We start from the raw sequence: 26,367 nt of genomic DNA, 5'->3' as shown, positions 1-26,367 counted from the left end.
ACTGAGAAGGACATCATGACCTCGCTCGCCGCACCGCCGACCGTCACGGTCGGCACCGGACCTCTCGCCCCCGCGGACGTCCTCGCCGTCGCCCGGGACGGCGCCCGCGTGGCGCTCAGCGCCGAGGCGCTCGACGCGCTCGCCGCCGGACGGGCGGTGATCGAGGAGCTGGCTGCCGACGTGCGACCGCACTACGGCGTCTCCACCGGCTTCGGAGCGCTCGCGACGACCAGCATCCCGCCGGAGCGCCGTCAGGACCTGCAGCGGTCGCTGGTGCGGTCGCACGCGGCGGGCTCCGGTGCGGAGGTGCCGCGCGAAGTGGTCCGAGCGCTCATGCTGCTGCGCCTGTCGACGCTGTGCACCGGGCGGACCGGGGTGCGACCCGTGGTCGCCCGCACCTATGCCGCGATCCTCGACGCCGGCATCACGCCCGTCGTGCGCGAGCACGGCTCGCTCGGGTGCTCCGGCGACCTGTCCCCGCTGGCGCACTGCGCGCTCGCGGCGATGGGGGAGGGCACGGTGCGGGACGCCGAGGACCGGCTCCTGCCGGCGGCGGACGCCCTGTCGGCCGCCGGCATCGAGCCGCTCACGCTGGTCGAGAAGGAGGGCCTCGCCCTGATCAACGGCACCGACGGCATGCTCGGCATGCTGCTGCTGGCCGCGGCCGACCTGGCCGAGCTCCTGTCGGCGGCCGACCTGGCCGCCGCGATGAGCGTCGAGGCCCTGCGGGGTTCGTCGAGCGTGTTCGCCGCCGACCTGCAGACGCTGCGCCCGCACCCCGGCCAGGCGGTCTCGGCCGCCAACGTCGCCGCCGTGCTCGCCGGGTCAGACCTCGTCACGCACCGCGGTGCCGGGGTCTTCACCCGCGTGCAGGACGCCTACTCGCTGCGCTGCGCACCCCAGGTGCACGGTGCGGCGCGGGACACCCTCGACCATGCGCTGCGAGTGGCCGCCCGCGAGCTCGCCTCGGCCGTGGACAACCCGGTCATCACGCTCGACGGGCGGCTGGAGTCGAACGGGAACTTCCACGGTGCCCCGGTCGCCTACGTGCTGGACTTCCTGGCGATCGCGGTCGCCGACCTCGCGTCCATCAGCGAGCGGCGTACCGACCGGATGCTCGACACCGCGCGCAGCCACGGGCTGCCGCCGTTCCTCGCCGACGACCCCGGCGTGGACTCCGGCCACATGATCGCGCAGTACACCCAGGCCGGGATCGTCTCGGAGCTCAAGCGCCTCGCGAACCCGGCGTCGGTCGACTCGATCCCGTCCTCGGCCATGCAGGAGGACCATGTGTCGATGGGGTGGTCGGCCGGCCTGAAGCTGCGCAGGGCCCTGGACGGCCTGCGCGACGTGGTGGCGATCGAGATCCTCACGGCGGCCCGCGCGTTCGACCTGCGCGAGCGCACCGAGCCGGACGCCCACCCGTCGCCCGCCGCGCGTGCGGTCCGCGACCTGCTCCGCACCCGCGTCCCGGGCCCCGGCCCGGACCGCTACCTGTCACCCGACATCGAGGCCGCGGTCGCGCTGCTGCGCGACGGCGAGCTGCTCGACGTCGCCCGCACCGCCCTGGCCGAGTCCGGCGCCGGGCTCGACTGAGCCCCCGCGCGCCCGGCCACCCACCGCCCGAGGAGACCCGATGACGATCACCGACCTGTCCGTCCCGCACACCGTGCGCGCCCCGCGCGGCACCACCCGCACCGCCCGCGGCTGGGGCCAGGAGGCCGCGCTGCGGATGCTGCAGAACAACCTCGACCCCGAGGTCGCCGAGCACCCCGACGAGCTCGTGGTGTACGGCGGCTCCGGCAAGGCCGCGCGGGACTGGCCGTCCTATGCAGCCTTGGTGCGCACCCTGACCACGCTCGCCGACGACGAGACGATGCTCGTCCAGTCCGGCCGGCCGGTCGGCGTGATGCGCACGCACGAGTGGGCGCCGCGGGTGATCCTGGCGAACTCCAACCTGGTCGGCGACTGGGCGACCTGGGACGAGTTCCGCCGGCTCGAGGCGCTCGGCCTGACGGCCTACGGCCAGATGACCGCGGGCTCGTGGATCTACATCGGCACGCAGGGGATCCTGCAGGGGACCTACGAGACGTTCGCGGCGGTCGCGCACAAGCGGTTCGGCGGCTCGCTCGAGGGCACCGTCACCCTGACCGGTGGCCTCGGCGGCATGGGCGGCGCCCAGCCGCTCGCGGTCACCATGAACGGGGGCGTGGCGATCTGCGTCGACGTCGACGAGTCCCGGATCCGCCGGCGCATCGAGCAGCGGTACCTGGACGTCATGGCCGACTCGCTCGAGCACGCGCTCGAGCTGGCCGGGGAGGCCAAGCGCGCGCGGCGCCCGCTGAGCATCGGCGTGCTCGGCAACAGCGCCGACGTCGTCCCAACGCTGCTCGCCGGCGGCGCCGAGATCGACGTCGTGACCGACCAGACCTCGGCGCACGACCCGCTCGCCTACCTGCCGCTCGAGGTCGCGTTCGAGGACTGGCACGCGGCACGCGAGGCCGACCCGGTCGGCTTCGCCAAGGCCGCGCGCGAGTCGATGGCCCGCCACGTCGAGGCGATGGTCGGGTTCCAGCGGGCCGGCGCCGAGGTCTTCGACTACGGCAACAACCTCCGCACCGAGGCCAAGGCCGCGGGCTACTCCGACGCGTTCGCGTTCCCGGGCTTCGTGCCCGCCTACATCCGGCCGCTGTTCTGCGAGGGCAAGGGTCCGTTCCGCTGGGCCGCGCTGTCCGGCGACCCGAAGGACATCTACGCCACGGACAAGGCGATCCTCGACCTGTTCCCGGAGAACGAGTCGCTGACCCGCTGGATCCGGCTCGCCCAGGAGAAGGTCGCGTTCCAGGGTCTGCCGGCCCGGATCTGCTGGCTCGGGTACGGCGAGCGGGACCGTGCCGGCCTGCGGTTCAACGAGCTGGTCGCCTCCGGTGAGGTGTCCGCGCCGATCGTGATCGGCCGCGACCACCTGGACTCCGGCTCGGTCGCCAGCCCCTACCGGGAGACCGAGGCGATGCGCGACGGGTCCGACGCGATCGCCGACTGGCCGCTGCTCAACGCCATGATCAACACGGCGTCGGGTGCGACCTGGGTGTCGATCCACCACGGCGGCGGTGTCGGCATCGGCCGGTCCATCCACGCCGGTCAGGTCACCGTCGCCGACGGCACGCCGCTCGCGGCCGAGAAGATCGCGCGGGTGCTGACCAACGACCCCGGCATGGGCGTGATCCGGCACGTCGACGCGGGGTACCCCGAGGCGATCGAGACCGCGCAGGCGCGCGGCGTGCGCATCCCGATGCGCGAGGACCGGTGATGGCCGCCGCGACACCTGGTGCCGCCGTGCCCGGGGCCGGGGCGACCGGACCGGGGACGGCGGCCGGCCCCGTGCCGGCGTCAGTGCCGGCCTCGGTGGCGGCTCTCGGGGACCTGGACCCGGTGGCGCTGCTCGCCGAGATCGCCGACGTCGGCCGCGCGGCCGGCGGCGGCTGGTCCCGGCTGGTGCACACCGACGCCGAGCTCACCCTGCGCGACTGGTTCACCGAGCACGCCACGCGACTCGGCCTGGACGTCGAGACCGACCGGAACGGCAACCTGTGGGCCTGGTGGGGCGCCGACCTGCCCGGTGCCGACGAGCCCGGAGCGGTGCTGCAGGTCGGTTCGCACCTGGACTCGGTGCCGGCCGGTGGCGCGTACGACGGGCCGTTGGGTGTGGTGAGCGCGCTGGCCGCGGTCTCCCGGCTGCGCGCCGAGGGGTTCAGGCCGCACCGCCCGGTGGTCGTCCCCGTGTTCGCCGAGGAGGAGGGCGGCCGGTTCGGGATCGCCTGCGCCGGGTCGCGCCTGATGACCGGAGCGTTGGACCCTGCCCGCGCGGGCGCCTTGGCCGACCCGGACGGCGTGACCGCTGCGGACGCCGCGCGTCGGGTCGGCGCCGACCCCGCCGCCTGGGGTCCCGACCCGGTCCGCGTCGCCCGGATCGGCGAGGCCGTCGAGCTGCACGTCGAGCAGGGGCACCTGCCGACCTCCGGAGGGTGCCGGCACGGTGCGCTCGGGCTGGCCGAGGCGGGCGCACCGCTCGGTCTGCTCACCGAGATCTGGCCGCACGGACGCTGGCGGTTCGACCTCGTCGGCGAGGGCAACCACGCCGGGACGACACCGCTGGACCGGCGCACGGACCCGATGCTCGCGCTCGCCGAGGGCGTCCTGGCCGCACGGCGCGCCGCCGAGCGGCACGGCGTGCTCGCCACCGTCGGCAAGGTCCGGGTGGATCCTGGGGCGGTGAACGCGATCCCGTCCGCGGCCACCTTCTGGCTCGATGCGCGCGGCGCCGACCCGGTCGCGGTCGACGCGGCCGTCGCGGAGGTCGCGGCGGCGCTGGGGACGGCCGGGGTGCGCGAGTCCTGGACCCCGGTCACGCGGTTCGACGCCGGGCTCGGAGCCCGTCTGGCGGGCCCCGTCCGCGTGGCGCTCGCCGCCGCGGGGGCGCCCGCGGGCGCGGACGGGCGACCGTTGCTGCCTAGCCTGCCGTCCGGTGCCGGGCACGACGCCGGGGTGCTGGCCGAGGCCGGGGTGCCCACCGCGATGCTCGTGGTGCGCAACCCGTCCGGGATCTCGCATGCCCCGGGCGAGCACGCCGAGGACGACGACGCCCGGCTCGGCGCCGCCGCGCTCGTCGAGATCATCCGCGACCGCGCCGGCTCCGGCTGGCAGGGATGACCCACCCGACCGCGGCCCGCCCGGCCGGCACCGACGGCGCCTACTGGCTCCCCACGGCCTGGCTCGGCCGGCCCCCGGCCGGCCGGGTCGCCACCGGGGTCCGGGTCCGGCACGGCGGCGGCGTCGTGACCGGGATCGACGAGGGCGTCGAACCGGCGCCCGGCGACACCGTGCTCGACGGGCTCGGGCTGCCCGCGTTCGCCGACGCGCACTCGCACGCGTTCCACCGCGCCCTGCGCGGACGGACCCACGCCGAGGGCGGCACCTTCTGGACCTGGCGCGAGCAGATGTACGCGGTCGCGGCGAGCCTCACGCCCGAGACGTACCTCGAGCTGGCCACGGCCGTGTACACGGAGGCCGTGCTGTCCGGCGTGGGCGTGGTGGGCGAGTTCCACTACGTGCACCACCACCCGGACGGCACGCCCTACCGGCCGTCCACCGCGATGGCCGAGGCGCTGGTCGAGGCGGCCGCGCGGGCCGGGCTGCGGATCACCCTGCTCGACACGCTCTACCGGCGCGGCGGCGTGGACGCCGACGGCCGGCCGGTGCCGCTGTCCGCCGAGCAGCGCCGGTTCGACGACGGCTCCGTCGAGGCGTGGGCCGCGCGGCGCGCGGCACTGCCCGCCGCACCCCACCTGCGCGCCGGCCGCGCGCTGCACTCGGTGCGGGCCGTCGGCGCCGCCGACCTGACCGCGGTCGCCGCGCTCGGCGAGAGCGGCCCGCTGCACGTGCACGTGGCCGAGCAGCCCGCCGAGGTCTCCGGGTGCCTGGCCGAGCACGGTGTCACGCCGGTCGGCCTGCTGGACCGGCACGGGCTGCTCGGCCCTGACCTGGTCGCCGTGCACGCCAACCACGTCTCGGACGCCGACGTCGCGCTGCTCGCCGAGCGCGGCTCCGGTGTGTGTGCGTGCCCGACGACCGAACGGGACCTGGCCGACGGCCCGGGCCGCGGTGGCGACCTGGCCGCAGCCGGGGTCCCGCTGAGCCTCGGCACCGACCAGCACGCGGTGCTCGACATGCTCGAGGAGGCGCGGGGCCTGGAGATGCACGAACGGCTCCGCACCGGCCGACGCGGCACGTTCACCCCGGCCGCGCTGCTGGCCGCCGCCACGGCGGACGGGTACGCCGCACTGGGCTGGGACGGCGGCCGGATCGAGGTGGGCGCACCCTGCGACCTCGCGGTGCTCGACCCGGGCTCGGTGCGGACCACGGGAGCCCGCCCGGACCAGCTGTGGCTGGCGGCGTCGGCCACCGACGTGCGGCACACCGTGGTCGGCGGACGGCACGTGGTGCGGGACGGACGATCCGTGGCCGGCGACCCGGCCGAGCTGCTCACCCGGGCGCTCGCGGCGCTGCAGGATGGGGCGTCATGAGCCCGTCCGACGACCTCGCGCGGCCGGTCGAGATCCCGGCGCCCGCGGCGGGCCGGTCCCTGCTGGTCGACGACATCGGCGTGCTGGTCACCAACGACCCCGCGCGCGGCTCGTGGACGGCGCCGCTGAGCGACGCAGCGGTGGTCGTCGTGGACGGCCGGGTCGCGTGGGTCGGCCGGTCGGCGGACGCCCCCGCGTGCGACGCACGGTGGGGCGCGCACGGGCGCACGGTGCTGCCGGGCTGGGTCGACTCGCACGCCCACCTGGTGTTCGCGGGCGACCGGTCGGCCGAGTTCGCCGCCCGGATGACCGACCAGCCGTACAGCGCGGGCGGCATCCGCACCACGGTCGCCGCGACCCGCGCCGCGAGCGACGAGACGCTGCGGACCCGCGCGGCCGCCCTGCTGACCGAGATGCGCCGGCAGGGCACCACGACGGTCGAGATCAAGTCCGGCTACGGGCTGGACGTCGAGACCGAGCGACGGTCGCTGGCGATCGCGCGCGAGCTGACCACCGAGACGACGTTCCTCGGCGCGCACGTGGTCCCGGCGGAGCACGCGGCCGACCCGGACGGCTACGTCGACCTGGTCACCGGGCCGATGCTGGACGCGTGCGCCCCGCTGGCCCGGTGGATCGACGTGTTCTGCGAGGTCGGCGCCTTCGACCTGGACCAGTCGCGCCGCGTGCTCGAGGCGGGTTCGGCCCACGGGCTCGGCCTGCGCGTGCACGGCCACCAGCTGTCCCGGACCGGCGCGGTCGGCCTCGCGGTCGAGCTCGGGGCCGCGAGCGTGGACCACTGCACCGAGCTGGACGCCGAGGACGTCGCGCTGCTCGCCGGGGCGGCTCCGGTCGCGGCGGGTGGCGCCCCCACCGAGGCCGGGGCGGCCGGTCGCGGCACCGTCGCGACCCTGCTGCCGGTGGTCGAGCTGTCCACCCGGCGGCCGATGCCGGACGCCCGCGCGCTGCTCGACGCCGGCGCGACGGTGGCGCTCGCGAGCGACTGCAACCCCGGTTCGTGCTACTCGTCGTCGATGCCGCTCGCGGTGGCGCTCGCGGTGATCCAGATGCGGATGACACCCGAGGAGGCGGTCTGGGCCGCGACCGCGGGCGGCGCGGCGGCGCTGCGTCGCGACGACGTCGGCCGGGTCGCGGTGGGTGCGCGCGCCGACCTCCAGGTGCTCGACGCCCCCGACCCGGTGCACGTCGCCTACCGGCCGGGGGTGCCGCTGGTCACCGCGGTGCTGGGCGGGGACCACCCCGAGCCGTCGCGCTGAGAGCTCACAGCCGACGCATGGCCGGCACCGTCACCCGGCACAGAGCGCGGTCCTAGGTTCGCCGAGTCGTGTGGGGGCGGCCCGACCGGATGGGTGCCTCCGTGATGAGAGGACGGCAACCCATGCAGCTCGGTCGGAGTCGGATCGATCGGCGGCTCGGTCGGAGTCGGACCGCACGGGTGGTGGCTGGCGTGGCGGCCCTCGCCCTCGGCACCGTGAGCCTGGCGGCCTGCACGGCCGACGACTCGGCGGACTCCACCAGCTCCTCGGCGGACGCCGACGCGTCCGGGCTCGCGCTCGACCCGGGCGCGTGGCAGTACGACGAGACGAACGACGTCTACTACCAGCTCGGCAACGTCTACGTGTCCTCGCCCGCGTCCGAGGACTACGAGACGCTGGGCATCTACGTGCCGGGCGCCTACCTGGACGCCACCGACAACGGGGACGGCACCTACACCGCGACGATCGACGACTCCGGCGAGGTCGCCGGCTACACCGCGAGCACCGCCCCGATCGTCTTCCCGGTGAACACCCCGGGCTACTCGGCCCAGAACCCGCCGACGAGCTACAGCTACGACGAGGTCGCGTCCTATCTCGAGGCCGGCTTCATCTACGTCGCCGCCGGCCTGCGCGGGCGGGACAGCAACGGGGACGACTACACCGGCAACGCCCCGTGGGGCGTGACCGACCTCAAGGCCGCCGTGCGCTACGTGCGCTACAACGCCGCGCAGCTCCCCGGGGACGCGGACAGCGTCTTCGTCTTCGGGCACAGCGGTGGCGGTGCGCAGAGCGCCGTGATGGGCGCCTCGGGCGACTCCGAGCTGTACACGCCCTACCTGGAGTCGATCGGCGCGGCGATAACCGACGCGAACGGCGAGGCGATCAGCGACGCGATCGCCGGCGTGATGGCCTGGTGCCCGATCACCAGCCTGGACTACGCGAACGAGGCCTACGAGTGGAACATGGGCCAGTTCGCCACGACCGGCACCCGCGCCTCCGGGACCTGGACCGACGCGTACTCGCAGGACCTCGCGACCGCGTACGCGCAGTACGTCGACCAGCTCGGGCTGACCGACGACTCGGGGGCCGTGCTGACCCTCGACGAGTCGAGCGACGGCGTGTACCTCGCCGGCTCGTACTACGACTACCTGGTCTCGATGATCACGGACTCGCTGAACGACTTCCTGTCCGTCACCGAGTTCCCGTACACGCCGAGCAGCCAGCAGATGGCCGGGATGGACACCGGGGGTGCGCCGTCGGGTGACGCGCCGTCCGGCATGCCCACCGACGGGACCGCGCCGACCGGGGACGCACCGAGCGACGCGACCGCAGACGCGACCACCGCGGGCGCGACGAGCGGAGCCGCACCGGACGACGCCGCCGGCACGACGTCGTCCGGCAGCTCCGACGCGACGACCTACGAGACCGTCGACGACTACATCGCCGCGCTCAACGCCGACACGTCGTGGGTGAGCTACGACGCGAGCTCGAACACCGCGACGGTGACCAGCCTCGAGGGCTTCGTGACGAGCCAGAAGAACGCGTCGAAGGACGTCGGTGCGTTCGACGCGATCGACGCGAGCGCGACCGAGAACCTGGTGCTCGGCCTGGGCGAGGAGGGTCTGCACTTCGACGCCGCGTCCGAGGCGGTGATCGCCGCGAACGAGGACGAGTACTCGACGTACGCCGACTGGGACGACTCGTACGGTTCGGCGCAGTACACGTCCGACTTCGCCGAGACCGACAGCCTCGGCACCGACGTCGCGACCCGGCTGGCGATGTACAACCCGATGTACTACCTGTCCGACTCCTACGACGGCTACCAGACCTCGACGGTCGCGCCCTCCTGGCGGATCCGGACGGGCATCCAGCAGGGCGACACGGCGAGCACCGTGGAGATGAACCTCGCGCTCGCGCTGCAGAGCGACGGTGCGGACGTCGACTTCGCGACCATCTGGGGCCAGGGGCACACCATGGCCGAGCTGACCGGCGACGGCACCACGAACTTCATCGCCTGGGTCGCCGAGGTCACCCAGGGCTCGTGAGTGCGGGGCCGCGCGCGGCTCGGGACGTTCGGGTCGCGCGCGCCGCCCGGGCCACTGACTACGGTGGTCGTGTCACGGCGGTGGGGCTCGCCGCAACCGCGGCGCTCGCCGCCAACGGTCCCTGGTTCCGGTGCACGCACCGGGGACGCCGTGACGCCCCCTCTGCCGCCACCGGTCCGCTGCTGGACGCGCGCCGCCGGGCGCCGTCGGAGAGGGAAGGTCATGGCTGAAGGCTTCGAGGTCGCCGGGCTGTCGGCGCTGGAGATCCTGGACTCGCGCGGCAACCCGACCGTCCGGGTCGACGTGGCTCTCGCGGACGGGCGGGCCGGACGGGCGGGCGTGCCCTCCGGCGCGTCCACCGGCTCGCGCGAGGCGGTCGAGCTGCGTGACGGGGACCCGGCCCGCTACGCCGGCAAGGGCGTGCTGACCGCCGTCGGCAACGTGAACGGGGAGCTCGCCGACCTGGCCAGGTCGCGCACCTGGGCGTCGCCGGCCGAGCTCGACGCGGCGATGATCGAGACGGACGGCACCCCGAACAAGGCGCGGCTCGGTGCGAACGCGATCGTCGGCGTCTCGATGGCGGTGGCCCGCGCGGTCGCGGGCGACGGCCCGTTGTGGCGGTCGCTGCAGCCCGAGGGCGTGAGCCCGCGGCTTCCGGTGCCGCACTTCAACGTGCTGAACGGCGGCGCCCACGCGGCCAACCCGCTGGACTTCCAGGAGTTCATGGTCGCGCCGATCGGTGCACCGTCGATGCCCGAGGCGGTGCGCGCCGGAGCGGACGTGTACCGCGCGCTGCGCGGCCTGCTGACCGAGGCCGGGATGGCCACGGGGCTCGGCGACGAGGGCGGGTTCGCGCCGGAGATCGCCCGGCCGGAGGACGTCCTCGACCTGCTCGTGCGGGCGATCGAGAAGGCCGGCTACCCGACCGGTCGGGCTGGCGTGGCGATCGCGCTCGACCCCGCGGCCAGCGAGTTCTGGTCCGACGGCGGCTACCTGGTCGACGGCGAGCGGCTGTCCAGCGCCGACATGATCGAGCGGTACGCGGCGATGGTCGCGGACTACCCGGTGTGGTCGATCGAGGACGGTCTGGCCGAGGGCGACTGGGACGGCTGGGTCGCGCTGACCGAGCGCCTCGGTGGCACCACGCAGCTGGTCGGCGACGACATCTTCGTGACCAACCCGGCGATCATCGCCGAGGCGATCGGCCGCAAGGTCGGCAACTCCGCGCTGATCAAGCTGAACCAGATCGGCAGCGTGTCCGAGACCCTCGAGGCCATGCGGCTGTGCCGGCAGGCCGGTTACACCCAGATGGTCTCGCACCGGTCGGGGGAGACCGAGGACTCGTTCATCGCCGACCTCACGGTGGCCACCGGTTCGGGGCAGCTCAAGACGGGTGCACCGGCCCGGGGCGAGCGGGTCGCGAAGTACAACCGCCTGCTCGAGATCGCCGCGGCCACCGACCTGCCGTACGGGCTGGCCTGAGCGGGGCGGGCGTCGCCGCCGCGTCGCGGTGGGCGGTGCGACCGGGGGGCTGCACGCGTCGGGCATACTCGGTGCGTGTCGCCGCGCGGGTCGTCCTCGATGCGCGACTTCAACCGCGCTCGGGTGCTGGACGCGTTCGCCGGCGCGGTGGCCCTGACCAGGGGTGAGATCGCCGCCCGCACGGGCTTGTCCCGCACCACGGTGACCGGTCTGGTCGACCAGCTGGTGCGGGAGGGCCTGCTGACGACGCCGCGCGACGCGCTCGTCGTGCCGAGGTCCGACGTGCCGGGGCGGCGCCCCGAGCTGCTCGCGCGCACCCGGCCGCTGGGCTACGGGGTCGCGATCGACGCGGGGCACGAGCGCCTGCAGATCGCGATCGCGGACCTGTCCGGCCGGGTGCTCGCCCGGGGCGTGCGACACATCGGGATCGAGGCGACCGCGAAGGAGGCGGCCCGGCACACCCGCGCCGTGGTCCGCGAGCTCGTCGCGGCCGCCGCGCCCGGTCAGACCTGCCACGGCGTCGTCGCGGCGATCCCCGAGCCGATCGGGCGGGACGGCCGGGTCGCGCGGGACAGCGTCGCGAGCCGGTGGCACGGTGTGCGACCGGGTGAGGTGCTCGGCGACGCGCTGGGCCAGGAGGTGCACGCCTGGAACGACGCGAACCTCGCCGTGCTCGGCGAGACGGTGTTCGGCGCGAGCCGCAACCTGGACGACGTCTTCTACGTGAAGATCTCGCACGGCGTCGGGCTCGGCATCGTGGTCAACGGGCGCCTGGTCCGCGGCACCGACGGCCTCGCCGGGGAGATCGGTCACACCCAGGTCCGGGCCGACGGGATCGTGTGCCTGTGCGGCAACCGCGGCTGCCTCTACACGCTCTCGGCGTCGGAGTACCTCACCCAGGCCCTGCACGCCGTGACCCACAACCCCGAGCTGACGCTCGACAACCTCGCGGCGATGGGCCGGCAGGGTCATCCGGGTGCGGGCCGCGTGCTCCGCGACGCGGGTCGCGAGGTGGGGCACGCGGTCGCCAACCTGTGCAACGCGCTCAACCCCCGGCTCGTCATCGTGGGCGGTTCGCTCGCCCGGGCTGGCGACTGGGCGATCTCGGGCCTGCGCGAGTCGATGGCCGACCGTACCGAGGCCCGCGTCGCGCAGGCCCTGGAGATCACGGCGAGCCGGCTGGGGGAGCGGGCCGAGGTCTACGGTGCGATCGCGATGGCGATCGGGGTCATCGACCCGGTGACCGCAGAGCCGCGGGTCCAGGCCGCACGGCGCACGCCGGCCTGAGCCACAGCGGCCTCAGACCGGCCCGACCACAGCCCTGCCCGGGCGGCCGGAGCTCCTGCGCGGCCTCACCACAGGCGCGGCCCGGCGGGCAGCGGCTCGCCCGGCGCGTCCCAGCGCAGCACCACGACCCGGCCCAGGGCGGCCTCGGTCACGTACAGGTCGCGTCCCTCTGGGCCGCCGAAGCACAGGTTCGTCACGTCGACGTCGGCCATCGCGACCCGGTCGACGCGCCCGGCCTGGGACACCACGAACAGCGCGCCCGAGCCGGTCCCGGCCACCACGAGCCGTCCCGCCGAGTCCCACGCCATGCCGTCCGGGAAGGCGCCGTCGCCGAGCTCGCACCAGACCCGCGGCTCGCCGAGCCGGCCGGGCTCGATGATCGGGAACGCCAGGATCCGGCCGGTCCCGGTCTCGCCGACGACGAGCTCGGACCAGTCGGGGGTCAGGGCGAGCCCGTTGGGGAACACCATGCCGGTGTGGCAGCGGCTCGAGCGCTCGCCGTCGGTGAAGCAGACCGAGCCCGGCGGGCTCGCGGAGGCGGGTGCGCTGCCGCTCGCGTCGCGCGTGGCCCAGACCGGGTCGGTGAACCAGAGGCCGCCGCGCGGGTCGAGCGCGACGTCGTTCGGGCTGTCGAGCGGGCGGCCGTCGATCTCGGTCAGGACGTCCCGCACGGTGCCGTCCGGGGCGACGACCTGGATCGCCGCGGGGCGCAGGCCACCGGGGCCGGCGACACCCCCGGTCGAGGCGTTCGGGCCCCAGTTGCCGCCGTTGTTGGCGACCCAGAGCATGCCGTCGGCGTCGAACGCGGCACCGTTCGGCGAGCCGCCCGGCGCGGCGAGCACCTGACGTTCGCCGTCGACGACGCGGCTGACCGTCCCGCCGGCGAGCTCGACCACGTGCAGCGTTCCGGTGGCGTCGAACCGCGGACCCTCGGGGTACGCGAAGCCCGTCGCGACCACGCGCTCGGCGTCGCCCGTGCTCCCTGCGTTCACAGCGAACCCTCCTTGTAGGCGCGCAACCCTGCGGCCATCACTCCGTCGCCGTTGATCTCCTCGTCGGCGATGTCGGTCCAGTGGTAGACGGTCACGCCGTCGGCGGCCGTCCGCGCGACGCTGCGCAGCACGTCGACGACCTCGCTCGGGGGCAGCTCGGCTGCGCGCCCCGCGGTGTGGTGCGGCGGCTCGGTGTACGCCACCGAGGTCTGCAGCGAGGGGAGCAGCGTCCCGGCGACCCGGGGGCGCAGGTCCTCGACCACCTCGGCCACCCAGGCGTCGGTGTCCCGGCCGAGGATCTGGTGGTAGATCATCGTCTCGACGTGCTCGGCGACGCCGGAGATCGCCCCCAGGTCCTGCCCGAGCACCTCGCGGCCGAGGTCGCCGCGGTCCGCCCGCGGGAACGCCAACCCGTTGATCAGGGTCTCGGTGCCCGGCCGCGCGCGGCGGGCCGCCTCGGCGAGCTGGGCCGCCGCGTCGGTGACCACGTCACACTTCCAGCGCACCCACTCGGCCATGTGCTCGGCCAGCACGACCCGCGCCACCGTGGCTGGGTCGGCGTCCGGCAGGTCGATCCCGGTGTCCTCGGCGAACCGGCGGGTGCTGCCGGGGGCGAAGCCGTAGTCGTGGATCTGATCCCGGGCCACCCGCGGTGTCCAGCCCTCCCAGAAGCCCGGGAACCGGATGAACACGAGGAAGACGCCGTCGGGGTCGTGGGTCGCCACGACGCGTTCCATCAGCTCGACCCGCCGCGCGAGGTAGTCGCGGCTGTGCGGGCTCACGCCGAGGTACCAGTCGAACATCTCCATCGGGCTGCCGTCGTCGGCGACCGGGCGAAGGTCGGGTTCCGCGGCGACCATGTCCGGCTGGAAGAAGACCGCGGTCGACTCGTAGGTCTTGATGCCGTGGTTGCGCAGCTCGTCCCGGAACCGCCGCTCGTCGTAGTGGGCGGGCTGGACCTGGGCGACGCCGCTGGTCGGCAGCGGGTCCATGGTGTTCTGGATCAGCGCCCAGTCCACGCCGTGCGACGCCATCAGCCGCGCGGCGGACCGCTCGTCGAGGCCGAGGCGCGTCATCCAGTCGAACCCGTAGCACTTCACACCGATGATCGGGGCCATCACGCCACCGCCGTCCTGCTCATGGCCGCCAGCAGGGACGCCCGGTCGAATGACGCCGCCGGGGCGTCCTGGATCATCTGCCCGTTCGCCAGCACCACGACGCGGTCGGCGAGGTCGAGCATCTCGTCGAGGTCGTCGGAGATCACGACCACGGCGGTGCCGGCCGCGGCCATCGACCGGACCTGGGTGTGCAGCTCGGCCTTCGCGCCGATGTCCACGCCGGCCGTCGGCTGGTCGAGCACGATGGCCTTGGGCCGGGCGGCCACGGCGCGGGCGACGAGCACCTTCTGCGCGTTGCCGCCGCTGAGGTTCTTGGTGAGGATCTCCGGTCTCGGCGGCAGGACCCGGAACCGGGCGAGGAGGTCACGCACCACCCGGTCCACCGTGGCGAGCCGGACCAGGCCGCCGCGGCTGAGGTGGGTGCCGAGCGCGGTGAGCTCGATGTTCTCGCGGACGGAGCCGGTCAGGACCAGGCCGTTGACCTTGCGGTCCTCGGGGACCAGCAGGAGCCCGGCCCGCGCTGAGGTGCGCGGGTTGCGCCGGCCGAGCGGGCGCCCGTCGACCAGCACGCGCCCTTCGGTGCGCAGGTCGCCGATCAGCGCCCGGGCCCAGCGGGTCCGGCCGGAGCCGACGAGACCGGCGAGCGCGACGATCTCGCCCGCGGCGACGGTGAGGTCGGTCGGCGGTCTGCCCTCGACCGCGAGCGCTCGTACCTCGAGCCGGGCGGCGCCCGCCCCGGTCTCGCTGCGTGCCGGTGCCGCGGGGCCGCCGGGAGCCGGCACGACGGGCCGGTCGCCGATCTCGTCCTCGCCGACCAGCTCACGGGCGAGGGTGTCGGCGGTCCAGTCCGAGGCGGGGCCGACCGCCCGCACCGCGCCGTCGCGCAGCACGGTCACGACGTCGGCGACCTCGACCACCTCGTCGAGGAAGTGGCTGATGTACACGACGCCGACGCCGCGCTCGGCGAGCTGAGCGATGATCCGGAACAGCTGGGCGCGCTCGGCGGGTGCGAGCCGGGCGGTCGGCTCGTCCATCACCAGGTAGCTGACGTCGCGCGCGAGCGCCCGGACGATCTCGGTGAGCTGCTGGTCGGCGACGCCGAGGCGGCGTACCGGCGTGGTCATCGGCAGCGTGATCCCGAAGCGTTCGGCCTCCTGCGCGGAGCGGCGGGCCAGGGCACGGTGGGCCACGCCACCCCAGCCCCGGCCGCCGGGCTCGCGGCCGAGCGCGATGTTGTGCGCGACGTCGAGGTCGGGGACCAGGGCGAAGTCCTGGTAGATGATCGCGACGCCTGCGTCGAGCGACTCCTTGGGGGTCCGCAGGTGCTGGGTCCGGCCGTCGAGGGTGATCGTGCCCGAGTAGTCGTGGTAGAGCCCGCCGAGCACCTTCATCAGGGTGCTCTTGCCGGCGCCGTTGTGGCCCACGAGGGCGTGGACCTGGCCCGGCTCGACGGTGAAGTCGACGCCGTGGAGCACCTCGATGCCGCCGAAGCTCTTGCGGATCTGCGTCATCGTCAGCATCAGAGGTGCTCCACGGTCGTCATCGGTCGGTCAGGATGGGCGCGGGGTCTCGGTCACTCGCCCCAGGCCGCGGGCACGTCCTCGACGTTGTCCGCGGTGACCAGCGGCATGTCGATGAAGGCCTGCGGCTGCGGCACGGACGCCTGGTCGCCGGTCAGCCACGCGTAGGCGTAGCGCACGGCCTGCTCGCCCTGCGGGTCGGGCATCTGGTCGACCGTGCCGTAGACCGCGCCGTCCTGGATCGCCGAGCGGACGTCGGACGGGTAGTCGCCGAGCACGAAGGCGACGTCGGTGCGACCGCTCTCCTTGGCGTTCAGGGCACCGCTCACGCTCTCCGGGCCCTGCCCGACGATCGCGTCGATCTCACCGGGTGCGAACCGGTTGAGGGTGTCCTGGATCGCAGCGAGGGCCTGGGCGTTGTCCCAGTTGGCGCTGATCTCGGAGAGCCGGGTGATGCCCGGGTAGTCGGCCAGGTACTCCTCGAGCCCCTGCTGCCGCTGGAGCTGCGCGGACGTGCCGAGCTTGCCCTGGATGTAGGCGTAGGTGCCGGTCTCGCCGATGGCGTCGACGAGCAGCTCGCCCTGGAGCCGGCCGAACTCGACGTCGTCGACACCGACGTAGGTGACGATCTCGGCCCCGCTGGAGGTGTCGGCCATGGTGTTGACCGCCATCACCGGGATGCCCGCGGCGTTCGCCTCCTTGACCGCCGGGACGATGCCCGTCGGGTCGGACGGGCTGATCAGGATCATGTCGAAGTCCTCGGCGACGAACTGCTGCACCACGGCGACCTCGTTGGCGAGCTCGCCGCCGCCGTTGCGGATGTCGAGCTCGACACCGAGCTCGTCCGCGGTCTCCTCGGCCTTGCTGATCAGGCCCGAGTAGAACGGCACCGACGTGTTCCAGATCATGTAGCCGATCCGCAGGTCCCCGCCGGCGGCGGACGACTCGTCCCCACCTGCGGAGCTCGTGTCGGTCGCGTCCGCGCTGCCCGAGCACGCCGCCATCGACGTGGCGAGGCCGATGGCGACGAACGAGGCCGCGAGGCGTCGTGTGATGCGCATGGTTCTCCTCATGGTTGGTGGGGACCGCTTCGTCCCCGGGTGGTGGTGATCGACGGCCTCAGCGCGAGGCGCGCCGTTGCCGCTGGTAGCTGTCGATGCCGACCGCGATGAGGATCACGAAGCCGGTGACCATCGGTTGCCAGTAGGACGAGACGCCGTTGAGGTTCAAGGCGTTCGAGACGACGCCGAGCAGGAACGTGCCGAGCACGGCCGCGGAGACCTTGCCGACTCCGCCGGACAGTGGGACGCCGCCGACCACGACCGCCGCGATCGCCGACAGCGCCCAGGTGCTGGCCGCGGCGGGCTGGCCGATCCCGGTCTGCGCGAGCAGCAGGACGCCGGCGAGCCCGGCGAGCGTGCCGCCGATCGCATAGGTGCCGATCGTGACGAGCGGGACGTTCACGCCACCGAGGCGGGCGGCCTCGCGGTTGCCGCCGACCGCGTAGACGTAGTGGCCGAACCGGGAGAACCGCAGCGTCGCCCAGATGACGACCACCACGGCGGCGAAGATGATCGTGACGATCGGGATGCCGGCGATCCGGCCCAGCCCGAGGCGCGTGAAGGACTCGGGCACGCCGTAGACCGGGTTGGCCTGCGTCGCGACGAACAGCCCGCCGAGCACGACGCTCTGGGTGCCGAGCGTCACCACGAAGGGGCTCATGCCGAGCAGCGCGACGAACGCGCCGTTGGCCGCACCGACCGCGAGCCCGGCGAGGACGGCGGCGACGATCCCGGCGGGCGTCCCGACATGGACGATCACGGTCGCGGCGAGCACCGAGGACATCGCGCCCACCGCGCCGACGGACAGGTCGAAGCCGCCGAGGATGATCATCAGGAGCATGCCGCACGCGACGATCCCGATGATCGAGTTCTGCTGGAGGATGTTCGCGATGTTCGCCCAGCGGCCGAACGCGGGGGTCGTCAGCAGCTGCGAGAGCACCAGCAGGGCGAGGATCCCGGCCAGCAGGCTGGACCCGCCACGGCGGCCCAGTGCGGTGGTGACGCGGCGCCAGAGGGGGGTCTGGGCGGCATCTGAGGTTTCGGTCACGGCGCTCACTCGTTGTCTTCCTCGACGTCGGCGGACTTGCCGAGGAGGACACTCGGGGTGACGTCAGTGATCTGTCAAACCTCTGACGCAATCTTTCGCCGTTATCTGTCGTGATCTGGTCATAAGTAGACGTCGCCGCAGGTCAGAAACCCCGAGGCCATCCGTGAGACCACAGGGCCCGACCCGTCATCTCGACGGGTCGCGGGCGATCGACAGCGCGGCCCGCGCCCCGCTGTCCGGGTTGTGGCGGTTCAGGCCTGCGCGGGGCCCGGGTCCAGCACGGGCCCCAGCGCCCGGCGCAGCGCGTCCATCCGGGCGTCGGTGACGGCGGCCGGGTCGTCGCCGGGGAGCCGCAGCCACGCCCGCCCACCGGGCAGGTCACGCCGCGTCAGCTCGGCGTCGTCCAGCGCGCCGGTGCCCTCGAGCGCATCCAGCTGGGACCGCCCGAGCAGGGTGCCCCAGCCGAAGCCCCAGACCTTGTGGGCGACGTCGCGCAGGGAGGGCGCGGCGCCGGTCGCCAGCTCCCACGGGCTCTCGGTCGTGAGCGGTGGGTGGTCGGTGGCGGTGAGGAACCCGGCGGTGGCCCCGATGGCCACCGCTGTGTCCAGCACCCACCGCTCGAGGCGTCCGACCGCCCAGCCCATGGTCGCTCCGCCGCCGTACATCGCCCAACGCTGCAGGCCGACCCACACGACCAGCCCACCGACGGGCTCGTCGCTCCAGCCCACGACGGCGGGAAAGTCGCACGCGACGGTCACGACCTCCATTCGCGGGTCGTAGAGCGTGACGTCGTCCTGGATCGCGTCCTGCATCGCCGAGGAACGGGCGGAGAACCTCCCGCTCTGGGGTGTGCCGTCGCTCCAGCGGTCCGCCACGAAGCCGGGGTCGAGGCCGTCGCCGACGGTGGCGGCACCGGGCCGTCCGAGGTCGTCCTCGGCGTTGATGGCGGTCGTGCTCCAGCGCAGGTCGATGCCCATGGAGTGCGCGGCGACGTCCTCGGCGCCGCGGCGCAGCGCCTCGAGCACCATGGCCGGGGCCACGGTGCACTGCTGCGCCGCAACCGCACCGATCAGCATCGGCTCAGCCATCCGGCCTCCCGCTTCGTCGGGCGGGAGACTACCGATCCGGCGTTCGGCGCGGCGGGAGGTCCGACCGGACTCGCCCCGATCGGGTGGCGCCCGCCCGGGGCACCACCCGATCGGTCGCTCGCTAGTCGCCCAGCCGACGCCGCAGCTCGGCCAGCTGCCCGGCGACCTGCTCCGGCAGCGCCGGGCCGAACTGAGCGAACCACTCCTCGGTGAGGTCCGCCTCGGCGAGCCAGGAGTCGCGGTCGATCGCGAACAGCTCGGTCATGTCCTGCTCGGGCACGTCGAGGCCGGTCAGGTCGAGGGCACCCGGCGTGGGCAGCAGGCCCACCGGCGAGTCGACCGCCTCGGCCGACCCCTCCAGCCGCCGGACGACCCAGGCGAGCACGCGGGAGTTCTCCCGGAAGCCGGGCCACAGGAACCGGCCGCCGGCGCCCTTGCGGAACCAGTTCACGCAGAAGATCTCCGGCGCCGCGTCACCGAGGCGCTCGCCCATCGTGAGCCAGTGCGCCCAGTGGTCGGCCATGTTGTAGCCGCAGAACGGGAGCATCGCGAACGGGTCGCGGCGCAGCTGCCCGACGGTCCCCTCGGCGGCAGCGGTCTGCTCCGACGAGATCGTCGCGCCGAGGAACACCCCGTGCGCCCAGTCCCGCGCCTGGGTGACCAGCGGCACGTTCGTGGCGCGGCGCCCGCCGACCAGGATCGCGTCGACCGGCACGCCGGCCGGGTCCTCCCAGTCCGGGGCGATCGAGGGGCACCGGTCGGCCCGGACCGTGAAGCGCGCGTTCGGGTGCGCGGCGGGCCGCCCGGAGTCCGGGGTCCAGTCCTGCCCGGTCCAGTCCACCAGGTGCTCGGGGACCTGCTCGGTCAGGCCTTCCCACCACACGTCGCCGTCGTCGGTGAGGGCGACGTTGGTGAAGATCGTGTCGCTCGCGACCATCGTGACCGCGGTCGGGTTGGTCACCTCGCCGGTGCCCGGTGCGACGCCGAAGAAGCCCGCCTCGGGGTTGATCGCGCGCAGCCGGCCGTCGTCCCCGACCCGCATCCACACGATGTCGTCGCCCAGCGTCTCGGCCCGCCAGCCCGGCAGCGTCGGGTCCAGCATCGCGAGGTTGGTCTTGCCGCACGCCGACGGGAACGCCGCGGTGACGTGGAAGGACCGGCCCTCGGGGCTGGTCAGCCGCAGCAGCAGCATGTGCTCGGCGAGCCAGCCCGCGTCGCGGCCCATGACCGAGGCGATCCGCAGCGCGAAGCACTTCTTGCCGAGCAGCGCGTTGCCGCCGTAGCCCGAGCCGAACGACCAGATCTCCCGGGTCTCCGGGAAGTGCGAGATGTACTTGGTCTCGTGGCACGGCCACGGGACGTCGGCGCGGATCGCCCCGGTGTCGTCGACCAGCGGCATGCCGACGCTGTGCACCGCGGGCACGAAGTCGCCGTCCGGCCCCAGCTCGTCGAGGACGGCCGTGCCGACCCGGGTCATGACGTGCATGCTCACCACGACGTACGGGGAGTCCGTCAGCTCGACGCCGATCTCGGCGAGCGGTGAGCCGACCGGGCCCATCGAGAACGGCACCACGTACATCGTGCGGCCGCGCATCGCACCGGCGAACACGCCGTCGAGCTCGGCGCGCATCTCGGCCGGCGCGCGCCAGTTGTTCGTGGGGCCGGCGTCCTCCTCCCGCTCGGAGCAGATGAAGGTCCGCGACTCGACCCGCGCGACGTCCCGAGGGTCCGAGCGGGCGAGGAACGACCGGGGTCGCAGCACGGGGTCGAGCGGCAGGAACGTGCCCTGCTCCACGAGCAGCTCGCACAGTGCGTCGTACTCCGCGTCGGAGCCGTCGCACCAGACGATCCGGTCGGGCCGGGTCAGCCGGGCGATGTCGTCGACCCACGCGAGCAGGCGTCGGTTCTCGGTCTGCGGCCCGTTGTCGTGGTGGGCGTTGCGGGGCCGTTCGGCCAGCGTGGTCATCGGGTCCTTCTCTCGCCGTGTCGATGAGTTCCCTGTTGACGATTCCACGGTTCAGACGGGCTGGATCCAGTCATCCGATGAAAAATTTGGCGATTCTTTCGGTACGGTCATGTCATGGCGACGGAGCAGAGTGGGTCGGCATCGGCGCGGGTAGCCGGTCCGGTCATCGCGATCCCGGAGAGCGGCGCCGGCGAGCAGGAGAGCAGCGACCTGCTCACCCTCGGGCGGCGGATCCGGCACTACCGGACCGAGCGCGGCTGGACCCTCGACCGGCTCGGCGGGGAGGTCGGCGCGTCCGCGAGCCAGCTCTCGCTCGTCGAGAACGGTCGGCGCGAGCCGCGCGTGACGCTGCTCCGCTCGATCGCCGCGGCGCTCGGTGTGCCCGCGGCCGCGCTCCTGGCGCCCGAGCCGCCGTCCCACCGCGCCGCGCTGGAGATCGCGCTGGACCGTGCGCAGCGGACCGGTGCGTACCGCGCGCTCGGCCTGCCCGAGGTTCGGCCCGGCCAGAGCCTGCCCACCGAGGCCCTCGAGGCCCTCGTCGGCCTGCACACCGAGCTCGCCCGGCGCGCGGACGCGGCGATCGCCACGCCCGAGGAGGCCCGTCGGGCCTCGACCGCGCTGCACGCCTGGATGCGCGAGCGCGACAACTACCTGCCGGCGATCGAGGAGGTTGCCGAGGACGCCGTCCGGTCGAGCGGCTACACGACCGGCCCGCTCACCCACCGCAGCGTGGCCGAGATCGCCAAGAGCCTCGGCTTCTCGATCATCCACACGCCCGACCTGCCGTCGTCGACCAGGACGGTGACCGACCTGGCGAACGGGCGGATCTACCTCCCGCCGGCGTCGATCCCCGGCGGCCACGGCCTGCGCTCGCTCGCTCTGCAGGCCATCGCGCACCGCCTGCTCGGGCACGAGCGTCCGCGGAGCTACTCGGACTTCATGCGGCAGCGGACCGAGATCACCTACTTCGCGGCCGCCTGCCTGATGCCGCGCTCGGCCGCGGTCGGGTTCCTGGAGCGCGCGAAGCGGGCCAAGGACCTCGCCGTCGAGGACTTCCGCGACGCGTTCGGCGTCACGCACGAGACCGCTGCCCAGCGGATGACGAACCTGCTCACCTCGCACCTGGACCTGCGGGTGCACTTCATGCGGGTGGGCGTGGACGGCGCGCTGTACAAGGGCTACGAGAACGACGGGTTCCCGTTCCCGGTGGACAGCACCGGTGCGTCGGTGGGGCAGACCGTCTGCCGTCGCTGGCCGGCGAGGGCGGCGTTCGGTCGCCGGGACCGCACGAGCGAGTACCACCAGTACGTCGACACGCCGGCCGGCACGTACTGGGCCTCGACCCAGACCGGGATGGCGAACCAGGGCGAGTTCTCGATCGCCTTCGGGGTGCCGTTCGAGTCGGCCACCTGGTTCCGCGGTCGGGAGACGACGGTGCGAACCCGGTCGACCTGCCCCGACCCGGCCTGCTGCAGCCTGCCGCCGCGGGACCTGGCCGACCGCTGGGCCGAGCGGTCGTGGCCCAGCGCGGCGGTGCACACCCAGATCCTGGCGCCGCTGCCGAGCGGGAGCTTCCCCGGGGTCGACGAGAGCGAGGTGTTCGCGTTCCTCGAGCGGCACTCGAGCTGAGTCCAGCCGCGGCCCGCGGCCATGGCTCGGCCGTCGGGCGCCAGGAGTGTCGGCCTCGGCCAAGGTTCGGGTTCCGGGACCGCCGGCCGCGGTCCGGTCGTCAGGCCCCGCGACCTCGGGCGGCGGCCGCGGCCTCCTCGCGGTCGGCGATCCCGGACAGGTGCTTCTGCAGCTGGTCGAGGGCCGGCATGCTGCGCATGATGCGCTGGATGTCCCGGGCGGACAGCGACTCGAAGGCCTCGGACATCGCCGCGGAGATCCCGGACCGGAACGACTCGCGGACGTAGTGCCCGCGATCGGTCGCACTCAGCACCACGGACCGCCCGTCGAGCCGCGAGCGCCGACGCTCGACCAGGCCCTGCTCCTCGAGCTTGCGCAGCACCTCGCTCACCATCGGCCGGGACAGCCGCATCTCGGCGGCCAGCGCCGTCGGCGTGAGGCCCTCGGTCGCGATCACGAGCCGCAGCGCGAGCGCCTGCGACGGGGGGAGGACGGGCAGGCCGCCCTTGGACCGCGTGGCGAGGGTCGCCTCCTGCCAGAGGTAGCCGAGCACCTCGGCGAACTCGGACGCCTGGTCCGCGAGCGTCGGGTCCGTGTCGCCCATCCGAGCCTCCAGTCGTGTCCGCAGGTCACGGTATCAGCCCACGCAGGACTCGTCGCGGCGCCGGCCACGCACAAACTATTTCCATCTACTGAAACAAGTGGTTTACTGTGCCGAAGTAGTTGGCGGCGATCAGCGCCGCAGCCAGACCCGCGGGCCCGGTGGCGGCCCGACCCGGTGGGGACGACGCGAACCCGATGGAGGACCCCGTGACCGACTACCCCGACGAGATGCTCGTCACCAAGCGGCGTGAGCTGACCGAGGCCGAGCGCGCGCTCCCGCTCGCGAAGTACTGGGACCTCCCGCTGCACCGGGTCGCGCCGCTGCAGCGCCAGCTGATCGAGGCCGGCCCGATGGACCCGAGCAAGGCGACGCTCCCGGAGAGCTTCACCGACCTGCTGCGGCCGGTCGGGTACGAGGAGGTCGAGTACGGCTACTGCATGCGCGAGGACGGCACCGGCTACCTGGCCGTGTACACCACGTACCCCGGCTGCACGCCGCAGATGCTCGGCTGGTACTTCCGGTGGATCAACATCCGCTCGAAGAGCACGCCCGAGGGCGTCGGGAACATCCGCTACAAGATCTGGAACCGGGCGGACCACTGGGACCACGGCTTCATCAACGGTGTCGACAAGCACGGCGGCATCTACACCGTCGAGTCGCTCGATCTCGGCGAGGGCGAGGAGATGCTCTGGTCGGTGCGTCACGAGCTGGACCCGCGCGACTTCGGCCTGACCGCCGAGCGCGAGCAGGAGCTCAAGGCGGCCGGGTGCTTCGTGGACTGCTGCACGGAGTCGTTCCACCCGGTCGAGGACCCGTCGGTCACGCTGCCCGGCACGCACCTGTTCATGACGCTGTCCCGGATCAACCCGTGGGGCGTGCTGGAGAAGGTGACCCGGGAGTGGATCGGGTACGGCGTCGAGGACGGGACGATCGTGCGCGACCTCAGCACGCCGGACTGGATGCTCAACGAGGGGTACCTCAAGAAGGTCATCACCCACTCGACCACCGAGGCACAGCAGCTGAGCAAGTTCCTGCCCCGCCTCTACGCCGAGTACAAGGACCTGCCGGACGACGCGGACTGACTGACGCGCCGGTCGGGGCGGGCCACGATGGGCGCAGGTCCGAGCACCGGACGGACGGATCGAGGGGAGGAGCGAGGCGATGCCGGTGGTGGTTGCGACGACGCTCGCTGCCGCTGCGGCGTTCGCGGCCTTCCACGTGCCGCTGCCGCTGCGCCGCGACGGGCGGTGGGTGCTCGCCGAGGTCGGCGGTCGGCCCGCCCGGCTGCTCGGGATCGCCTACCACCTGCTGCTGCTCCCCGCGGTCGCCGCGCTCCCGGCGCCGGCCTGGGCGGTGGCGGCCGGGTTCGCCTGGATGCTCCTCGACACGATGCTCGAGGGGGCCCAGCTGGCCGGTGCCACCACCGACGTCAAGCCGCTGCGCGACGGCGTGCACGTGATCGCGATGGCATGGCTGATCCCCGCGGGCCTGACCGGCGGCGGGGTGCTCGCGGTCGCGGGCACGGCGCTCGCGCTCGCATTCGCGGCCCGACTGGCGCTCGCCGCCCGGCGCGCACCCGCGCCGGTCTGGCTGCTGCGGCTCAACGCCGCCCTGAACGTGATCTGGATGGTCTGCGTCGCCGTCGCGCTGCGCTGACCGACGCGTGCACCGCCGACGCCCCTGGGATGACGTCACCGAATCGTGACGTCGGAGACGTTGACGAGATACGTCGGTAAGGTGAAATATTCGATAGACAAAACAGTTGGTTCGTGACCCCCACGAGCCATGACACCTCGGCAGCATCAGGCTGCCCTGGTCGCCGCTTTCTCAAAGACGAGGAACCGTGATGTCAGCAACGATTGTCAGGCGTTCGGCGATCATGACCGCCGCCGTCGCAGCCTCCGCTCTCTTCCTGGCCTCCTGCTCGAGCGGTGGCAGCTCCGACCCGAGCGACTCGGCCACCGGCAGCGACTCGGCGTCCGCGCCGACCGGCGTCACGTTGGTGATGTGGCACCAGTCCGCCGACGCGGACCCGCAGCTCAACCTCTACAAGGCGTACGAGGCGGCATCGGGCAACACGATCGAGCTCGTGGACCTGCCGGCGGACACCTACACCACAGCCGTCCAGACCAAGTGGGCCACCGGGGACCGGCCGGACATCCTCGAGTACGTGCCGACCCCGCAGGACATGCGGCAGCTCAACATGTCCGAGAACATGCTCGACCTGAGCGACCTGGCCTTCGTCGGCAACCGGGTGAACGACGCCGGCGAGCTCGACGGCGCCGTCTACGGCGCGGTGCTCGGCCCGCTCTCGTCGTTCGGGATGTTCTACAACAAGGACGTGCTCGACGCTGCCGGGGTGGACGTGCCCACCAGCTACGGCGACCTGATGACCAGCTGCGACGCGGTCACCGCGAGCGGCGCCGACATGGTCAACATCGGCGGTGGCTCGGAGTTCCCGGTCAACATGTTCGCCGGCTTCGCCTACATGGCGGACTACAACGAGGGCGACCAGTGGGGCCAGGGGGTGGCCGACGGCTCGATCAAGGTCAACGACCCTGAAGGCCCGATCGTGGCGAGCCTGACCACGATGAAGGACCTGGTCGACGCCGGCTGCGTGAACAGCGACGCCGCCACGGCGACCTTCCAGGACTCGATCGCGGCGGTCTATGACGGCTCGTCCGCGCTGACCATCCTGCCCTCGGACTTCATCTCGCTCTTCTACGAGGCCGGCGGCGGCGACACCGCGACCGTCGACGAGACGATCGGCTTCGGCCCGATCTCGGCCGAGAAGGGCATCGGCTCCTACTCCGCCAGCCCGATCGGCAGCTACTTCGTGCCGAGCACCGGTGACGCGACCAAGGAGGCCGCGGCCAAGGACTTCATCGACTGGATCACCACCGAGGGCTACCAGGACTACGTCGACGAGGCCCAGGCCGTGCCGACCCTGACCAACGCGACGACCCCGGACCTGGGCGGCCTCTACGCCTCGCTCGCCGACGTGCTGATGGACCCGAGCACGACCCCGGCGTTCAACCAGTCCGTCCCCGGCTTCGGTAGCTTCGGTCAGGTCTCGGTGAGCGTGCTGGTCGGTCAGGCGAGCCCGCAGGAGGCTGCGGACACCTGGCAGGCGTACGTCGACCAGGCGATCGAGGCCCAGCAGTAGAAGC

At 73.4% G+C, this 26,367-nt stretch carries 20 protein-coding genes; 12 read left to right on the top strand and 8 right to left on the bottom strand.

Annotated features, from left to right (window positions below; all coding sequences use genetic code 11):
- Positions 1-15 precede the first annotated feature (15 nt).
- From hutH to OEB99_RS08560, 8 genes are all read left to right on the top strand, one after another.
- Positions 16-1,596, top strand: a complete 1,581-nt coding sequence (hutH, locus tag OEB99_RS08595; protein ID WP_263509634.1) for a histidine ammonia-lyase — start codon at positions 16-18, stop codon at positions 1,594-1,596.
- 40 nt (positions 1,597-1,636) lie between these two features.
- On the top strand, positions 1,637-3,310 hold the full coding sequence (gene hutU, locus OEB99_RS08590) for a urocanate hydratase (protein WP_263509633.1): 1,674 nt from the start codon (positions 1,637-1,639) through the stop codon (positions 3,308-3,310).
- A complete protein-coding gene (locus tag OEB99_RS08585; RefSeq protein WP_263509632.1) occupies positions 3,310-4,710 on the top strand; it encodes an allantoate amidohydrolase in 1,401 nt (466 codons plus the stop codon). The genes hutU and OEB99_RS08585 overlap by 1 nt, the downstream gene beginning before the upstream one ends.
- Positions 4,707-6,083 carry a formimidoylglutamate deiminase gene (locus OEB99_RS08580; protein WP_263509631.1) on the top strand — a complete coding sequence of 459 codons (1,377 nt, stop codon included), beginning with the start codon at positions 4,707-4,709 and terminating at the stop codon, positions 6,081-6,083. The genes OEB99_RS08585 and OEB99_RS08580 overlap by 4 nt, the downstream gene beginning before the upstream one ends.
- Positions 6,080-7,357, top strand: coding sequence for an amidohydrolase family protein (locus OEB99_RS08575; protein WP_263509630.1), 1,278 nt, complete (start codon positions 6,080-6,082; stop codon positions 7,355-7,357). The genes OEB99_RS08580 and OEB99_RS08575 overlap by 4 nt, the downstream gene beginning before the upstream one ends.
- 191 nt (positions 7,358-7,548) lie before the next feature.
- Positions 7,549-9,402, top strand: coding sequence for a subtype A tannase (locus OEB99_RS08570; protein WP_263509629.1), 1,854 nt, complete (start codon positions 7,549-7,551; stop codon positions 9,400-9,402).
- Positions 9,403-9,624: 222 nt separating this feature from the next.
- Positions 9,625-10,884: a phosphopyruvate hydratase gene (gene eno, locus OEB99_RS08565; protein ID WP_263509628.1), complete on the top strand. Its 1,260-nt coding sequence runs from the start codon at positions 9,625-9,627 to the stop codon at positions 10,882-10,884.
- A gap of 75 nt (positions 10,885-10,959) precedes the next feature.
- A complete protein-coding gene (locus OEB99_RS08560; protein ID WP_263509627.1) occupies positions 10,960-12,171 on the top strand; it encodes an ROK family transcriptional regulator in 1,212 nt (403 codons plus the stop codon).
- Positions 12,172-12,236: 65 nt separating this feature from the next.
- On the opposite strand, the gene OEB99_RS08555 is transcribed toward OEB99_RS08560, so the two are convergent.
- From OEB99_RS08555 to OEB99_RS08525, 7 genes are all read right to left on the bottom strand, one after another.
- Positions 12,237-13,163 (bottom strand): SMP-30/gluconolactonase/LRE family protein, encoded by a 927-nt coding sequence (locus OEB99_RS08555; protein WP_263509626.1) that lies wholly within the window; start codon positions 13,161-13,163, stop codon positions 12,237-12,239.
- Positions 13,160-14,281, bottom strand: a complete 1,122-nt coding sequence (locus tag OEB99_RS08550) for a hypothetical protein (protein WP_263509625.1) — start codon at positions 14,279-14,281, stop codon at positions 13,160-13,162. Before OEB99_RS08550 ends, OEB99_RS08555 begins: the two co-directional genes overlap by 4 nt.
- Entirely contained in the window at positions 14,281-15,801 is a 1,521-nt protein-coding gene (locus OEB99_RS08545) for a sugar ABC transporter ATP-binding protein (RefSeq protein ID WP_263509624.1), read from the bottom strand. The genes OEB99_RS08550 and OEB99_RS08545 overlap by 1 nt, the downstream gene beginning before the upstream one ends.
- Positions 15,802-15,854: 53 nt before the next feature.
- Entirely contained in the window at positions 15,855-16,862 is a 1,008-nt protein-coding gene (locus OEB99_RS08540; RefSeq protein ID WP_263509623.1) for a sugar ABC transporter substrate-binding protein, read from the bottom strand.
- Between the two features lie 58 nt (positions 16,863-16,920).
- On the bottom strand, positions 16,921-17,910 hold the full coding sequence (locus OEB99_RS08535; protein WP_263509622.1) for an ABC transporter permease: 990 nt from the start codon (positions 17,908-17,910) through the stop codon (positions 16,921-16,923).
- A 251-nt stretch (positions 17,911-18,161) separates the two neighbouring features.
- On the bottom strand, positions 18,162-18,998 hold the full coding sequence (locus tag OEB99_RS08530) for a hypothetical protein (RefSeq protein ID WP_263509621.1): 837 nt from the start codon (positions 18,996-18,998) through the stop codon (positions 18,162-18,164).
- Positions 18,999-19,119: 121 nt separating this feature from the next.
- Positions 19,120-20,964 carry a phosphoenolpyruvate carboxykinase (GTP) gene (locus tag OEB99_RS08525; protein ID WP_263509620.1) on the bottom strand — a complete coding sequence of 615 codons (1,845 nt, stop codon included), beginning with the start codon at positions 20,962-20,964 and terminating at the stop codon, positions 19,120-19,122.
- A gap of 114 nt (positions 20,965-21,078) precedes the next feature.
- Between OEB99_RS08525 and OEB99_RS08520 the strand changes: the two genes are divergently transcribed.
- Positions 21,079-22,593 carry a helix-turn-helix domain-containing protein gene (locus OEB99_RS08520; protein ID WP_263509619.1) on the top strand — a complete coding sequence of 505 codons (1,515 nt, stop codon included), beginning with the start codon at positions 21,079-21,081 and terminating at the stop codon, positions 22,591-22,593.
- 100 nt (positions 22,594-22,693) lie between these two features.
- Here OEB99_RS08520 and OEB99_RS08515 read toward each other — a convergent pair whose 3' ends face one another.
- Entirely contained in the window at positions 22,694-23,197 is a 504-nt protein-coding gene (locus OEB99_RS08515; protein ID WP_263509618.1) for a MarR family winged helix-turn-helix transcriptional regulator, read from the bottom strand.
- Positions 23,198-23,403: 206 nt separating this feature from the next.
- Between OEB99_RS08515 and OEB99_RS08510 the strand changes: the two genes are divergently transcribed.
- The 3 genes from OEB99_RS08510 to OEB99_RS08500 all read left to right on the top strand — a co-directional run bounded on the left by OEB99_RS08510 (position 23,404) and on the right by OEB99_RS08500 (position 26,363).
- Entirely contained in the window at positions 23,404-24,279 is an 876-nt protein-coding gene (locus OEB99_RS08510) for a DAPG hydrolase family protein (RefSeq protein WP_263509617.1), read from the top strand.
- A gap of 79 nt (positions 24,280-24,358) precedes the next feature.
- Positions 24,359-24,853 carry a hypothetical protein gene (locus tag OEB99_RS08505; protein ID WP_263509616.1) on the top strand — a complete coding sequence of 165 codons (495 nt, stop codon included), beginning with the start codon at positions 24,359-24,361 and terminating at the stop codon, positions 24,851-24,853.
- A gap of 190 nt (positions 24,854-25,043) precedes the next feature.
- On the top strand, positions 25,044-26,363 hold the full coding sequence (locus OEB99_RS08500) for an ABC transporter substrate-binding protein (protein ID WP_263509615.1): 1,320 nt from the start codon (positions 25,044-25,046) through the stop codon (positions 26,361-26,363).
- Positions 26,364-26,367: the final 4 nt, after the last annotated feature.

It is taken from the genome of Actinotalea endophytica (assembly GCF_025717005.1).
GTDB lineage: Bacteria > Actinomycetota > Actinomycetes > Actinomycetales > Cellulomonadaceae > Actinotalea.
The sequence above is the reverse complement of the archived record's forward strand: the minus strand, read 5'-3'. Positions and strand labels throughout refer to the sequence as shown.

What these genes read in the sequence shown, in the direction of transcription:
- hutH (WP_263509634.1), top strand. Translation starts at nt 16, where the DNA reads ATGACCTCGCTCGCCGCACCGCCGACCGTCACGGTCGGCACCGGACCT.
- hutU (WP_263509633.1), top strand. Translation starts at nt 1,637, where the DNA reads ATGACGATCACCGACCTGTCCGTCCCGCACACCGTGCGCGCCCCGCGC.
- eno (WP_263509628.1), top strand. Translation starts at nt 9,625, where the DNA reads ATGGCTGAAGGCTTCGAGGTCGCCGGGCTGTCGGCGCTGGAGATCCTG.
- OEB99_RS08580 (WP_263509631.1), top strand. Translation starts at nt 4,707, where the DNA reads ATGACCCACCCGACCGCGGCCCGCCCGGCCGGCACCGACGGCGCCTAC.
- OEB99_RS08540 (WP_263509623.1), bottom strand. Translation starts at nt 16,862, where the DNA reads ATGCGCATCACACGACGCCTCGCGGCCTCGTTCGTCGCCATCGGCCTC.
- OEB99_RS08585 (WP_263509632.1), top strand. Translation starts at nt 3,310, where the DNA reads ATGGCCGCCGCGACACCTGGTGCCGCCGTGCCCGGGGCCGGGGCGACC.
- OEB99_RS08575 (WP_263509630.1), top strand. Translation starts at nt 6,080, where the DNA reads ATGAGCCCGTCCGACGACCTCGCGCGGCCGGTCGAGATCCCGGCGCCC.
- OEB99_RS08505 (WP_263509616.1), top strand. Translation starts at nt 24,359, where the DNA reads ATGCCGGTGGTGGTTGCGACGACGCTCGCTGCCGCTGCGGCGTTCGCG.
- OEB99_RS08530 (WP_263509621.1), bottom strand. Translation starts at nt 18,998, where the DNA reads ATGGCTGAGCCGATGCTGATCGGTGCGGTTGCGGCGCAGCAGTGCACC.
- OEB99_RS08545 (WP_263509624.1), bottom strand. Translation starts at nt 15,801, where the DNA reads ATGCTGACGATGACGCAGATCCGCAAGAGCTTCGGCGGCATCGAGGTG.
- OEB99_RS08515 (WP_263509618.1), bottom strand. Translation starts at nt 23,197, where the DNA reads ATGGGCGACACGGACCCGACGCTCGCGGACCAGGCGTCCGAGTTCGCC.
- OEB99_RS08550 (WP_263509625.1), bottom strand. Translation starts at nt 14,281, where the DNA reads ATGGCCCCGATCATCGGTGTGAAGTGCTACGGGTTCGACTGGATGACG.
- OEB99_RS08525 (WP_263509620.1), bottom strand. Translation starts at nt 20,964, where the DNA reads ATGACCACGCTGGCCGAACGGCCCCGCAACGCCCACCACGACAACGGG.
- OEB99_RS08500 (WP_263509615.1), top strand. Translation starts at nt 25,044, where the DNA reads ATGTCAGCAACGATTGTCAGGCGTTCGGCGATCATGACCGCCGCCGTC.
- OEB99_RS08520 (WP_263509619.1), top strand. Translation starts at nt 21,079, where the DNA reads ATGGCGACGGAGCAGAGTGGGTCGGCATCGGCGCGGGTAGCCGGTCCG.